11 protein-coding genes are annotated in these 15,118 nt (G+C 34.4%); 5 read left to right on the top strand and 6 right to left on the bottom strand.

The annotated features are described in order from the left end of the window. Window positions 1-12 precede the first annotated feature (12 nt). The 6 genes from NG806_RS06620 to glgB all read right to left on the bottom strand — a co-directional run bounded on the left by NG806_RS06620 (window position 13) and on the right by glgB (window position 9,236). Window positions 13-2,829, bottom strand: coding sequence for a 2-oxoglutarate dehydrogenase E1 component (locus NG806_RS06620; protein WP_261512425.1), 2,817 nt, complete (start codon window positions 2,827-2,829; stop codon window positions 13-15). Between the two features lie 123 nt (window positions 2,830-2,952). Continuing rightward, on the bottom strand, window positions 2,953-3,993 hold the full coding sequence (locus tag NG806_RS06625) for an SRPBCC domain-containing protein (protein ID WP_261512427.1): 1,041 nt from the start codon (window positions 3,991-3,993) through the stop codon (window positions 2,953-2,955). Window positions 3,994-4,062: 69 nt separating this feature from the next. Next, the gene (locus NG806_RS06630) at window positions 4,063-5,331 is read right to left on the bottom strand and encodes a glucose-1-phosphate adenylyltransferase (RefSeq protein WP_214824250.1); all 1,269 of its coding nucleotides are present in this window, start codon (window positions 5,329-5,331) and stop codon (window positions 4,063-4,065) included. Between the two features lie 15 nt (window positions 5,332-5,346). After that, a complete protein-coding gene (locus NG806_RS06635) occupies window positions 5,347-5,841 on the bottom strand; it encodes an FEKKY domain-containing protein (RefSeq protein ID WP_261512429.1) in 495 nt (164 codons plus the stop codon). A 37-nt stretch (window positions 5,842-5,878) separates the two neighbouring features. Further along, window positions 5,879-7,285, bottom strand: coding sequence for a glycogen synthase (locus tag NG806_RS06640; protein ID WP_261512430.1), 1,407 nt, complete (start codon window positions 7,283-7,285; stop codon window positions 5,879-5,881). Window position 7,286: 1 nt separating this feature from the next. Next, window positions 7,287-9,236: a 1,4-alpha-glucan branching protein GlgB gene (gene glgB / locus NG806_RS06645; RefSeq protein WP_261512431.1), complete on the bottom strand. Its 1,950-nt coding sequence runs from the start codon at window positions 9,234-9,236 to the stop codon at window positions 7,287-7,289. A gap of 214 nt (window positions 9,237-9,450) precedes the next feature. Between glgB and NG806_RS06650 the strand changes: the two genes are divergently transcribed. The 5 genes from NG806_RS06650 to NG806_RS06670 all read left to right on the top strand — a co-directional run bounded on the left by NG806_RS06650 (window position 9,451) and on the right by NG806_RS06670 (window position 15,095). Beyond that, a complete protein-coding gene (locus tag NG806_RS06650) occupies window positions 9,451-10,572 on the top strand; it encodes an alpha/beta hydrolase-fold protein (RefSeq protein WP_261512432.1) in 1,122 nt (373 codons plus the stop codon). A 5-nt stretch (window positions 10,573-10,577) separates the two neighbouring features. Continuing rightward, window positions 10,578-11,993, top strand: coding sequence for a leucyl aminopeptidase family protein (locus NG806_RS06655; protein ID WP_261512433.1), 1,416 nt, complete (start codon window positions 10,578-10,580; stop codon window positions 11,991-11,993). Window positions 11,994-12,133: 140 nt separating this feature from the next. Then, on the top strand, window positions 12,134-13,345 hold the full coding sequence (locus NG806_RS06660; protein WP_261512434.1) for an ATP-grasp domain-containing protein: 1,212 nt from the start codon (window positions 12,134-12,136) through the stop codon (window positions 13,343-13,345). Window positions 13,346-13,377: 32 nt separating this feature from the next. Further along, a complete protein-coding gene (locus NG806_RS06665) occupies window positions 13,378-14,091 on the top strand; it encodes an alpha/beta hydrolase-fold protein (RefSeq protein WP_214824234.1) in 714 nt (237 codons plus the stop codon). Between the two features lie 50 nt (window positions 14,092-14,141). Continuing rightward, complete coding sequence (locus NG806_RS06670; RefSeq protein WP_261512436.1) at window positions 14,142-15,095, top strand: ATP-grasp domain-containing protein; 954 nt, start codon at window positions 14,142-14,144, stop codon at window positions 15,093-15,095. The last annotated feature ends 23 nt before the right edge of the window (window positions 15,096-15,118 follow it).

Below are 15,118 nucleotides of genomic sequence, written 5' to 3' on the forward strand. Positions count from 1 at the left end.
ATTATTATTTAATTAAGCTGTAACAGGTCTTTTTGTTGGTGCATCATTGGTATTAAAAACTCTGTTGATCACTGCATTTTGATTTTTCTCAAACATCTTGTGACTTCCTGGAGCCGGAGCACCACTTGGAACAGGAGCAATTACCTGAATTCCTGTATCTCTGAAGTTTCTTAAGATATAAGACCAAGCCCCCATATTTTCAGGTTCTTCCTGAGCCCAGACTAATTCTTTTCTATTTTCGTACTTACTGAAAATTTGTTCAATAGCATCAGTTTGTAATGGATATATTTGCTCAAATCTCACTAAAGCGATGTTTTCAGCATTAAGTTCTTCTTTCTTAGCTAGCAATTCGAAATAGAATTTACCAGAACAAAGAACTACTTTTTCTACTTTTTTAGGATCTGCAGTAGGATCATCCAAGATAGGTTGGAAAGCTCCGGTTGCAAAATCTTCTAGTGGAGAAACTACTTTAGGATGTCTCAATAATGACTTAGGACTCATTACAATTAATGGCTTTCTGTAAGTCCATTTTAATTGTCTTCTTAGTAAGTGGAAATAGTTAGCTGGCGAAGTGATATTAGCCACCACCATGTTTTCATTTGCACAAAGTGTTAAGAATCTCTCCAATCTTGCTGAAGAGTGTTCTGCACCCTGTCCTTCAGAACCGTGAGGCAATAACATTACCAAACCATTTTGAACTTTCCATTTCTCTTCTGCTGCTGCCAAATATTGGTCAACAATAATCTGAGCTCCGTTTACGAAATCTCCAAACTGTGCTTCCCAAACCGTTAGCGTATTTGGAGAAACCATTGCATATCCGTAGTCAAAACCTAAAACTCCGTATTCTGATAAGTGAGAGTTGTAAATATCAAATCTGTTTTCAGAAACCTGCTTTAATGGTACATATTCTTCTTCAGTGTCTTCAGTTTTTACTACTGCATGTCTATGAGAGAAAGTTCCTCTTTCTACATCTTCTCCTGAGATTCTGATATTATGACCTTCAGTAAGTAGTGTTGCATATGCTAACCACTCTCCTAAAGCCCAGTCTAAAGAGTTTCCTTCAATCGCTTTAACACGGTTTTCGAAAAGTCTTGTAATTTTACTTATAAATTTCTTATCAGCTGGAAGCGTAGACATTTTAATAGCCAATTCTTTCAGCTTCGCTAAATCATATTTTGTATCAACAGGAGACTGCATAGCTCCTCTTTTTGCAATTGGATAGTTCGTCCAGTCATCAGACATAAAGATATCCATTGCGTTTTTCTCGATCTCCTTAGAAGCATCAAAGTCCTTATCTAAAAGTTCTTTGAAATCAGTTTCCATTTTCTTAAGGATATCATTAGAAACGATACTGTCCTGGATTAATTTATCTTTATAGATTTCTCTTGGATTAGGGTGCTTAGAAATCAATTTATACAAATTAGGCTGCGTAAATCTTGGTTCATCTCCTTCGTTATGACCATATTTTCTGTACCCTAATAAATCGATATAAACGTCTTTTCCAAACTTTGCTCTGAAATCAGCAGCAAAATGAATAGCATGTACTACTGCTTCAGCATCGTCAGCATTCACGTGCATTACCGGAGATTCAGTAACTTTTGCAATATCTGTACAATAAGTAGATGATCTTGCATCAGCATAGTTTGTTGTAAATGAAACCTGGTTATTCACAACGATATGTACAGTACCACCTGTTTTATATCCTTCCAGAGTCATCATCTGTGCTACTTCATAGACAATTCCTTGTCCTGCAACAGCTCCATCTCCATGGATAACAATTGGTAAAATTTTAGAATAATCTCCCTCATATCTATCATCTACTTTAGCACGGCAGATCCCTTCTACTAAGGCGGCCACTGTTTCTAAGTGTGATGGATTAGGCGTTAAATTAATAGAAACCTCTTCTCCTGAAGCTGTTTTGATTTTTTTAGAAGATCCTAAGTGATATTTAACATCACCAGAGAATACATCTTCTTCAAATTCTTTTCCTTCGAATTCAGAGAAAATCTGTTTGTAAGATTTTCCAAAAATATTGGATAATACATTTAATCTTCCTCTGTGAGCCATTCCTAAAACAACCTCATCAACTCCTAACTGAGAAGATCTTGAGATCAATTGGTCCAAAGCCGGAATCAATGTTTCACCTCCTTCCAGAGAGAATCTCTTCTGACCAACAAATTTTGTATGAAGATAGTTTTCAAAAGCTACAGCCTGATTCAACTTCAATAAAATCTCAGTTTTTTCATTAGCTGAAAGACTTGGATGGTTTTCGTTTACCTGTAACCATTTTTTGATGAAATCTTTCTCTTCAACGTTGTTGATGTAAGTATATTCAACACCTATAGAATCACAATAAATTCTTTCCAGATGCTTGATAATATCCTGTAGTGTTGCAGGTTCTTTCATCCCTGTTTCAACAGCACAGTTAAATTTCGTATTTAAATCCTCCTTGCTCAGACCGAAATTTTCAATGTCTAAAGTAGGTGTGTAATGTCTTCTTTCTCTTACCGGGTTTGTTTTTGTAAACAAATGACCTCTTGTTCTGTAAGCTTCAATAAGGTTTACTACCTTAAATTCTTTCTTGATGTGCTCAGGAACTTCTCCGTTTGATACCGCCTGAGATATTTGCTGTGCTGCCGGGGCAGCATTCGCTGGAGCTTGAATATATTGGATGTTATCTTCATCACCGTAGTTCTCCAAGGCAAAATCGAAGCCTTGAAAGAAGGCTTTCCATGATGGCTCTAAAGAATCCGGAAATTTTAAGTACTGTTGGTATAAATCCTCAATTAACTGAGAATGAGCTGCGTTTAGGAATGAAAATCTGTCCATTATTACAGTTTATCTATTATTTAAATTTGTTTGTATAATTAATCCTCAAATTTAATAAAAAAAACCGACTTAGGACAGTCTCAGATTCTTAAAAAAACCATAAAAGACATAATTTTCAATAATTTACTTGTAGACGGATAGGGAAAGCTTCACGTTTACATCCTGATCCTCTATTGGGCGTTCGATAAAAACCTGACGAATATCACCAAAACGCATTTCATCTTTCTTTGCTTTTTGGATTAATTGCTGAATAGCTTTTACTCTTCCAGCATAAGATCCTTTGTAGTAAATGATATAATTTTGAGTAGGACTTACAGATCTGAAACTAAAGTTATTATCTGTAATTCCCATTTTTTTGGATAAAGGAATTCCCAGGAAATAAGAAACTTCCTTATCCTTGTAATTATCTGCATCGGTAAGTAAAATCGGAAATCCAAATTCATCTTCTTTTTTACCCAAATCCATACTTACATAATTATAAACTTTATTATAATTCATAACTATGTTTTTATACAATGCATCTTTTTTATTGGAAGTACTTACATTAATTCCCAGTAATAGTTTCTCTTCTTCATTTTCAACCATCAGACTGTCATATTTAATTGCAGCCATTTGATTATCTTTTTCAACTTTATTTCCTAAAACATTTTTCAGACTGGCCATACTTTTATCAATATTCTCAGCAAACCGATCTTCAGTCCAGAAGTTTTCAACTCTTCTTAAAACTGATAATTTAGGCGTATGAACGTACCAGGTAATTTTCGTTTTTTCAGCTGAAACAGGTTTGAATTTCACATCTACAAGAGTTGGATTTTCATTTTTATCTTCGAAAAGCTGATATCTTAAAGTTTGATTAGGATTTTCATATCTGATAAACATCTCCCCATCTCTATCATTTTTAGGATCGACATAGCTGATAGCACTTCCCATTCCTTCATATGGAGTATAATAATCAATGTCAATAGATTGAGAGTTTGTGAAAAAATTATTCCACCTGGTGAAATTCTGTAAATTATTAAATTGATGAAACACCTTATCCACGGGATAATCTATTTCCTTTTCTATCTTAAAGTTTTTACTGTCCTCCACAAAATAGTACATAGAAAGCGCATAAGCACCTGCCAGCAAAACAACAATTACACTAATTATTTTAAAAAAACGCATCGCACAAAAGTAAGACAAATAAAAAAAGTGACCAATATATTGATCACTCTAGTTGTATGTTTATAAAAATTATCCAATATGTGTCCCAGGAAGCAAAACAGCCCCCTTCTTCACTACTACAATTCCATCTTGTACGGAATGGGTTTCATAATCCCCATCGTGAAGATGTTTCCCACCTATTATCCTTACATTATCTCCGATATAGCAGTTTTTATCTAAAATTGCTTTCTCTATATAGCAGTATTTTCCAATTCCCATATTAGGACGGCCTTCCCGGTCATTGATTACAATTTCTGTGGTATTTTGATAGAAATCAGAACCCATTACATAAGAATTTACAATCGTGCTTCCTTTATCTATCCTTGTTCTGTTTCCAATTACTGAGTTTTCAATTTTATCAGCCATGATAATACATCCATCCCCGAAAACAGCCTTACTTACATAAGAACCATTAATTTTAGATGGTGGAAGCATTCTCGCCCTCGTGTAAATAGGTGATGAAGAAAATAAATTAAATTGTGGGAAATCCTGACATAGATCCAAGTTAGCTTCATAAAATGACTCAATTGTTCCTATATCTGTCCAATAGCCTTCATATTGATAGCTCAGAGTTGTATATTTTCCGATTGAATTTGGAATGATATCTTTTCCAAAATCATCTCCTGCTCCATCTTCAAACATCTTTTTAAGAATACTCTTTGTAAATATATAGATTCCCATTGATGCCAGATACTCCTTTCCTTCATGTTTATTCTTTTCTGAAACTTCAGATTTCCAATCCCCTAAAATATCAAATCCCGGTTTTTCAGTAAAAGAAGTAATATTCCCTTCTTCATCTGATTTTAAAATACCAAAACCTGTTGCATCTTTAGCATTTACTGGAATTGTAGCAATAGTAACATCACCTCCTTTTTCGATATGATAATCCAACATTTGCCTGAAATCCATCTGATAAAGCTGATCCCCTGAAAGAATTAAAATATAATCATAATCATATTTTTCAAGATGCTTCATAGACTGACGCACAGCATCTGCTGTTCCCTGATACCAACTTTCATTTTCAACATTCTGTTCTGCAGCCAGAATATCTACAAAGCCTTTGCTGAAGATATCAAAATGGAAAGAATTCTTAATATGAGAATTTAAAGAAGCGGAATTAAACTGTGTTAAAACCAAAATCTTATTCAATCCCGAATTCAAGCAATTGGAAATGGGAATATCCACTAATCTGTATTTTCCGGCAATTGGGACAGCTGGTTTTGACCTTGAATAGGTTAATGGAAAAAGTCTCGTCCCTCTACCTCCTCCCAAAACAATGGAAATAACATTGCGATTCATAAAATATCTTGCGTTTTAATTTATTAGGTTTACTGTTCTTTTCTTAATATCTACTTTCACTCTAAAACACGCTTTATTCTCATATTTTAGATTATTGTTAACAACAACAACTTCATACAAACCCTGATCATTCAATTCTTTTACCTCTTTATCTACATTATCAATTTCTATATTATAATCTCTAAGCTTACTTCTAAATAATTTATTGGTAATTAAGATACCCATCACATCTACTTTATTGATCATAAAATCCTCAACATTTTTATCATACCTTACCTTCCAGTCTTTACCATATCTATTTTCCAGTTCGGCAAATGTTTTTTTATTTTCAGTATTAACACTATCCATCAGCTTTTGGTCAACCTCACAACCTGCTACATCAACATATTTAATTTTCCATTTTTCAGCTATTCCATTTCTTCCTTCGATATTTAACATATTGGGAAGGCCATAGCCTAAAATAGTAAAATATTTATTATTTGTTTCTTCCTTTTTACAAGATAAAATCATACATAGTATTAAAAGAAAAAAGCTTGCTCTAAACATTTTATTTATTATATAATGCTACATATTTCTCCGCTGACTTCTCCCATGCAAAATCGAATTGCATATTCGCAGTAATAAGATTCTTCATGGCACCTTTCTGATTATATATATTTACTCCCCTGTTCATCGCATGGATTACATCATCCACTCCCGGATAAACAAAATTCAATCCGGCACCACCCGTAGAAATATCTTGTACTGTATCTTTTAGTCCTCCTGTATATCTTACAATCGGAACCGTTCCATATCTCATAGAATACATTTGATTCAACCCACAAGGTTCCACCCTTGATGGCATTAGTAAAAAGTCCGCCGAGGCATATATCTTATGAGAAAGGTATTCTTTATAACCAAGATCAAGAGCAAAATTACTGTACAAGTGCTCATATTCTTGCAGTTTTCCTTCGATATACTTATTACCAGAGCCTAGGATCATAATATTTAAAGCGCCATAGCTCTGTCTTATACTTCTCGAAACAACGTCTGGCAACAGATCAGCTCCCTTTTCAGTTGCAAACCTTCCTATAAAGGCAAACAACGGAAGCTCTGGTTTCAGTCCATATTCTTTACAAAGTTTTGCCTTACTTTTCTTTTTCTGCTCAACAGCATTTTTAACACTAAAATTATAATCCAACATGGGATCTGTTTCAGGATCCCAAACCTCTGTATCAATACCATTGATAATCCCATAAGCTTTTCGGAATTCTTCACGAACCAAACTTTCAAGTCCCCGGAAACTTATAAATAGCTCTTCCAGATAACCTTCTGAAACAGTGGTAAAAGCGCTTGAACATTTAATCATACTCGCAAGAGGATTAATCAGCCCGTTCCAGTCTAAAAGCCCCCATTTATAACTATCAAAAGATGGCATATAATGTGCCATACTCCAACTCATCATTCCCTGATATTCTCCATTATGAATCGTTCCAATGGTTTTCACTCCTTTTAAAAACTTAAATTCAGCACAGTATTCAATCATAAAAGGAACTAGTCCCGTATGATAATCATGACAATGTAAAACGTCAGGACGAATTTCCATTGCACTCAGCCAATGTAAAACACCATGTTGAAAAGCCAGAAACTGAAAACTCTCATCCTGATATCCATATGGATTATCACGATCTAAAAGTCCTGGAATTTTAACCATATAAAGTTCAAAACCTAAAACATCAGTTTTCTCCTTCATTACCTGAACCTGAAGCATATTCGGGCCTTGATGAATGAAACCATCAAAAACTATGTCAAACTCATGATCATACACAAAAGATTTGTTATACCAAGGCATGACAACTTTGGCATCAACCCCTTTTATTTTATTCTGATATTTTGGTAAAGCCCCGACAACATCTGCCAGACCTCCTACTTTTGCTATCGGATAACATTCCGTGCTAAGATGATAAACTATCATTTTACTTTTTATGTAATTTAATTCTATGTAATTTATACTTTTTATCTTTTCTCTGTTTTAAAATTAACCCTGCTAATGGGGGTAATTTTAAAGTTATTGATTTTGGCCTGCTCATCCATTCTTCATATTCTTCTTTCAGAACTTCAGGATTAATCCCTCCACCATGATACCTTGCATCATCAGAATTAAAAATAACTTCCCAGTGCGTTCCTTCATTTACTCCAATCTTATAATCTAAAATACGTGGCGTAAGATTGAGAACGACCATGAAAATATCATCTCTCCTTTTTCCTTTTCTTAAATATATATAGACAGAGTTATCCTGATCATTTGCTTCTACCCATTCAAACCCTTTAGAATTAAATTGATTTTCATAAAAGGCAGATTCATATCTGTAAACATGATTAAGATCCTTTATCAGGGTTTGCAATCCTTTGTGTACAGGGTATTGTAGTAAATGCCAATCCAAACTCTGTTTAAAATTCCATTCACTGGTTTGTCCAAATTCATCACCCATAAAAAGCAATTTTGCTCCCGGATGTGTATACATATACACAAACAATGTACGAAGATTAGCAAACTTCTGCCATTCATCACCCGGCATTTTATAAATAAGACTCGCCTTTCCGTGTACAACTTCATCGTGAGATAAAGGCATCATATAATTTTCATTATACATATACATAGAAGCAAAGGTCAGTTTATGATGATTGCTTTTTCTGTTTATAGGATCTAGTTTGAAATAATCCAATGTATCATGCATCCAGCCCATCATCCATTTCATTCCAAAACCAACTCCCCCATCATGTACAGGTTTTGTAAGTAAAGGAAAGTCTGAGCTTTCTTCAGCAATGGTTATAATAGTATCTCCGAATTCTTTATACACAGCAGTATTAAATTCCTGAAGAAATAATTTTGCTTCAAGATTTACATTTCCACCATATTTATTGGGTTCCCATTCCCCTTCATTTCGGGAATAATCCAAATGAAGCATCGAAGTCACTGCATCCACCCGCAATCCATCAGCATGATATCTTTCCAGCCAAAACATGGCATTTGAAATTAAAAATGACTTAACTTCATTCCTTCCATAATTAAAAATATAAGATTTCCAGTCAGGATGAAACCCTTTCCTTGGATCTTCATGTTCATATAAAAAAGAACCGTCAAAACGATGCAAACCGTTAGCATCTCCGGGAAAATGAGAGGGTACCCAGTCTAAAATAACACCTATCTCATTCTGATGAAGCTCATCAATCAGATACATTAAATCCTGAGGAGAGCCAAACCGGGATGTTGCCGCATAAAAACCCGTAATCTGATAACCCCAACTCGGATCGTAAGGAAATTCCATTATGGGCATAAATTCAACATGAGTAAAACCCATTTCTTTGAGATAAGGTACTAGCTTTTTAGCTATGTCCCGATAATTTAAAAACTTTTCCGGATTATCTTCTTCTCTTACCCAAGAACCTAGATGCATCTCATATACTGAGATTGGAGCGTCTAAACTGTTCACTTTCCACCGGCTGCTCATCCAATCCTTATCCTGCCATTCATACCATGTTGTAGATATTAATGATGCAGCCTGCAAATTTTGCTCCCAGCTTAATGCATAAGGATCACTTTTCTCCAGAATCTCCCCATAGGTTGTCTCTATAGCGTACTTATATAAAGTTCCCCAGGTGAGCCCTTCGATAAATCCTTCCCAAATGCCCGATCCATCCCAGCGAGGATATAAAATATGTTCCTTATGGTTCCACTTGTTAAAATTTCCAATCACAGAAACTTTTTTTGAATTCGGTGCCCAAACCGAAAAATAAACTCCCTGTACTCCGTCCTTTTCTACGGAATGCGCTCCAAATTTATCATAGAGCTTATAATGTTTACCTTCTTTAAAAAGATAAACATCATGATCCGTAAAAAGTGTATATGTTTTAACAGAGTTCATTAGTGTTTAATTTACATTCTTTGAAACTACGAAAAATACAGCTAGAAACAATTAACTATAATTCAAATAATTGTTATATAAGTTATTTCATCCGCGTGTCTATCAAATATATAAAATTTACTGATTTATATATTTGTTTTTATCTAAAATTTCAGACTAGATATATCTAAAGTTTTTTTATAAATTTAGCCGTATTATTTTTTAAAGACACATGATGAAGTTTAAACTTTACACTGATGAGAGTGATGAAAGAACTGTATATGTAACAGGGAATTTTAATAATTGGAATCCAAAAGACAGTCGATACAAACTTGAACTTACGGATCCCAACAACTATTTTATTGATATTGCTGATGAGATCCTGCCTTCTGATATAGAATATAAGTTTACAAAAGGAGGCTGGGAGAATGTGGAACTTGATAAATACGGAAATATTACTCCAAATCGTAAAGTCAAAAAAGCATCAGGTGAAGTTTCAGATACTGTAGAAAAGTGGAGACTCAACTGGGGTCCTTTTAAAGATGAGTTCTTCCCTATTGTAGAAATCATTTCGGAAGAATTTTATATCCCACAACTTGACAGACACCGTAAAGTGTGGGCACTACTACCTTACGATTATTATATTTCGAATAAAAGCTATCCCGTATTATATCTTCAGGATGCCCAAAATCTCTTCAATGAAGGAAGTGAGTATGGAAACTGGGAAATCGACAAAAAACTCTCTATTCTTGCTGAATATGGCCGTGGTGATGTGATAATCATCGCAATTGAACATGGAAGTGAAGAAAGAATAAAAGAATATATATTTGATAATGATCATGTTGCCCACGGGTCTGAGGGCAAAAAATACATCCGATTTATCACAGATACTTTAAAACCATTTGTTGATGAACAGTACCGGACTAAAAAAGACAGGGAAAATACAGGAATCGGTGGTAGTTCTTTAGGCGCCTTGATCAGTATCTACAGTGGATTTCTTTATCCAGAAGTATATTCTAAGCTCTTAATTTTCTCACCATCGCTTTGGGTAGAACCAAATAATAATTTCCCAATGATGAATTTCAGAGTGCCTTTTAAAACAAAAATTTATTTATATGGTGGTGGGCAGGAAGGAGCCAAAATGGTAAAACGAATCCATGTCTTTGAAGAATATTTAAGAAAATGGGAGAAAAAAAATTTCTTTGATTTTGAATTCAAAACCAATATCAACCCTGAAGGTACACATAGTGAATTCTATTGGTCTCAGGAATTTCCAAGGGCTATTGAATGGCTATTTTATGATAACATAGAAAACCCTGTAGAAGTAACCCCACAACAAAAAAGCATTAAACAGTAAAAATTATGAAATTAATCAACAAAAAAAATAAAAGCTACAGCCAGGTCTTTCAATTATTCACAGAGGAAGAATGGACAAAAACAAGCAAAAATTTCAATAAAAATATTTCCACTTTTTTCACTGGAAAGAAAAACGAAGTATTTGTTAATACCACTGAAGAAAGTATAATCTATTTTATCGGCTTAGGAAAAGAATCGATTCAGAATTTTGAAGTCCAGCAGGTTGCCGTAAAATTCTCCCAAACCCAGAAAAAAAGTTTAAAAGCTGTTTCCACGTTAGTGTTAGGAAATTTTGTTGATCAAAAACAGTTCGAAGAATTTATAAAGGGATTATTAATAGGAACATACAACTATCCTTTCGATAAAAATCATCCGTTCTGGAATCCGGCATTCGAGATTCATTTTGAAAATCTAAGTCAGAAAAAACTTGATGTAATTACCCAAAAAGCAATAGCATTAGCTAATGGCCAAACGGCCTGTCAGGAGTGGTTAAACAAACCTGCAAATCTTAAAAATCCAGATATTTTAAGTCTTTATCTTAAAAACTTAGCTAAAAAACATCAGCTAAAATATACTGTTTTCAACAGGAAAAAATGCGAAGAATTAGGTCTTGGAGCCTATCTTTCAGTAAATCAAGGAAGTGCTTATGATGCAGCCTTTACCATTTTAGAATACAAAACAACTGTAAAAAACGCTAAAACTATTGGCTTGGTGGGAAAATGTGTGGTCTTTGATACTGGAGGGATCTCTTTAAAGAATCATGAGAACATGCATTATATGAAATCTGATATGGGTGGAGCCACTGCTGTTTTAGGAGCTTTAATTTATGCTTCAGAAATGCAGCTTCCTATTAATCTTGTTGTTATTTTACCAATCACCGACAATTCAATTTCTGAAAAAGCCTTTCTTCCGAGTGACGTAATTACAGCTTACAATGGAAAAACAATTGAAGTATTAAATACAGATGCAGAGGGAAGAATGGTTCTTGCTGATTCGCTTTCTTATCTTTCAAAAAACTATAAAACAGACCTTCTTATTGATCTGGCAACATTAACAGGAAGTTCTGTAAGAATGTTTGGTGATACTTGTGGTGCTTTATTTTCAAATAATGAAGAATTAAAAAATACATTAATAAAAACCGGTGATAGAACGAACCAGAGGCTATGGAATCTCCCTTTATGGGATATTTGGAAAGATGATATCCAATCTGATGTAGCGGATTTAAAAAACATTTCCATGAAACCTATTGGTGATTGTATTGTTGCTGCAAAGTTCCTGGAACAATTTATTGAAGGTCATTCGAAATGGGCTCATTTAGATATTGCCGGAGTGGCTTTCGGAAGCGTTGGATATGCTAAAGAAAAAGCATCAACAGGCTTTGGAGTGCAATTGCTGGCCGATTTAATCGAAAATTATCATTAAAAATTAGTTTATTACAAAATTTCTCTGTATAATTGATTTAGGATTTTCAAAATCTCAGCAATGATCAACTATTGATATTAATTAATCAATAAAATTTTGCTTTTATTTTTGATAATTTATTAAAACTTCAAAAACACTGTATGGAGGAGAAAACTATAGTATGTATTTCGTGCTATTACAAGGGCTATGATTTCATGGACGAAATGAAGCGGCTCGGTAATAAAATAATCTTGATTACATCCGAAAACATTAAAGAAAAGAACTGGCCTTGGCACGCTATTGATGAGGTGTACTATATGCCTGAATTAAAACCATCTGTATGGAATCTGGAGCATTTGGTTCAGGGATTCTCACATCTTATGCAAACCAGGAAAATTGATGCGGTAGTAGCACTTGATGATTATGATGTAGAAAAAGCAGCATTGATCAGAGAAACTTTCCGCATTCCAGGGATGGGGCAAACCACACATCGTTATTTTAGAGATAAACTGGCCATGAGGCAGAAAGCAAAAGATTCAGACATTAATGTTCCTGAATTCACGCCAGTTTTTAATAATGATGAAATTAACACATTTATTGAAAAAGTACCTGCTCCGTGGGTTTTGAAACCACGTTCGGAGGCTTCAGCTTCAGGAATAAAAAAAATAACGACTAAAGATCAGCTTTGGGAGGCTTTAGATTCTCTAGGTGAAGAACGCCATCTCTTTTTATTGGAAAGCTTTAAACCTGGTGATGTTTATCATGTTGACAGTTTAACCTTTAATAAAGAAATAGTATTCACTTCTGCATCAAAATATCTGGCTCCGCCAATGCAGGTTTCTCATGAAGGTGGTGTTTTCAGGACTAAGACACTTGGAAAAGATTCCGATGAGTTCAAATCTCTTGAAGAAGTTAATGCCAAAGTACTTTTAAATTTTGGACTACTTAATGGCGCGACCCATACAGAGTTCATACGAAGTAAAGATGATGGGAAATGGTATTTTTTAGAAACTTCATCCAGAGTTGGGGGTGCCCATATTCCTGATCTTGTAGAAGCTTCCAGTAATATTAATATCTGGAGAGAATGGGCAAAAATTGAAGATGCTCTTCTAAGATCGAAGCGTTATGATATTACAAAACCTACAGAACATTATGCCGGGTTGATTATTGCTTTAATCAAAACCCAACAACCTGATTATAGTGATTTTGAATGTGAAGAAATTGTAAAATACCTTCCCATAGACTATCATGTCGGAATTGTTTATAAGTCAGATAATGCTGATATTGTACAGGAAAGATTAGACGCCGCTGCTGAGAAAATAAATACAGGTTTATTAAACATTTTACCTCCAAAAGGCAAGCCTACGAGCTAATTATACATCAATTTTAAATTAATTATTCTAAAATGCCACACATAGAACATACTGATTATTATTCAAATATATTGGGAATGAATATTAAAGTGGAGGTCACCGGACATTACGGACATCCTATTATTATGTTTCCCACTTCTCAGGGTTTATATACTCAGAATCACGATTTTCATCTTAATGGAAGTATCAATTGGTTTGTAGAACAAGGAAAAGTAAAGCTTTATAATGTTCAGACAATTGATAGCTGGAGTTTTTATGACGATTCCATATCTCCACAACAAAGAATAAAAAATTATGAAAGATATGTACAATTTCTAATTCAGGAGTTCGTTCCTTATATTCAGAAATTACATAAAACACATAGGGTTGCCATTGCGGGAGCAAGCTTTGGAGGTTATCATGCTGCAAACTTTGCCTTTAGATTCCCTGACGTTGTATCACACCTATTCTGTCTTTCAGGAGCATTCAGCATTCGAAATTTTATGGATGGATATTCTGATGATCTGGTATATTATAATTGTCCCAGAGAATTTATAAAAAACGATGAAGCCTGGAAATATAAACATATGCATATTGTATTGAGTACCTCTGATCAGGACATCTGTAAAGATAAAAATGTGGAGATGGCAGAAATCTTAAAATCAAAAGGAATTGATTACTGGTATGATGAAAGAAAATGGATCAATCATGACTGGCCTCTTTGGAGAATGGTCTTTCCAACATTTATCAGCGCATTTTTCTCTTAGAATAAATTTTAAATAATCCCTTATTAATAAAAACACTAAAAACAACAATTATGGCAAAAAAGGTGGGAATTCTATTCGGTATGGAAAACACATTTCCTTGGGCATTTATTGAAAAGGTCAATGAATTAGGAGGTGGAGAAATTATAGCAGAACCTGTACATATCGATAAGCTGGAACAGGGTGTTGATTATGGTTATGCTGTTATTATAGACAGAATTTCTCATGATGTCCCTTTCTACAGAGCTTATCTCAAAAATGCAGCATTGAATGGAACGTATGTTATCAATAATCCATTCTGGTGGAGTGCAGATGAAAAGTTTTTCAATAATGCTTTGATGTCAAAACTGGGAATTCCACTTCCTAAAACTGTTTTATTACCATCCCATGAAAGACCGGCTAATACTTCAGAAACGTCATTCAGAAATTTAAAATTCCCTCACGACTGGGAATACATCTTTGATTATGTAGGTTTTCCTGCCTATATGAAACCTCACGACGGCGGAGGCTGGAGAAACGTTTACAGAGTAGAAAATCCAGAAGATCTATGGAATAAACTAGGTGAAACAGAACAGCTTGTTATGATGGTTCAGGAAGAAATTATTTTCGATGATTATTACAGAGTTTATTGCTTAGGAAAGAAATATGTTCATATTATGCCTTATGAACCTAGAAATGAGCCTCATTTAAGATATGCTACCAGTCATCAGACGGATGGTGAAGAGTTGGAAAAACTATTAACAACCATTCATGATTATACGATTACAATGAACGAGGCATTAGGCTATGATTTTAATACGGTAGAATTCGCTGTAAAAGATGGTATTCCGTATGCCATCGACTTCTGTAATCCTGCACCAGATGCAGACAGAAACTCTGTTGGGGAAGAAAATTTCGCCTGGATTGTAGAGCATGCTGCAAAATTTGCCATTGAAAAGGCTAAAGAATATGTTCCTGGAAAACCCAACATTTCATGGGGAACTTTTGTAAAAGATTCAATAAAATAATTCAGTGGGAGAGAATATAAAAA

The organism is Chryseobacterium paludis (assembly GCF_025403485.1).
Taxonomy (GTDB): domain Bacteria; phylum Bacteroidota; class Bacteroidia; order Flavobacteriales; family Weeksellaceae; genus Chryseobacterium; species Chryseobacterium paludis.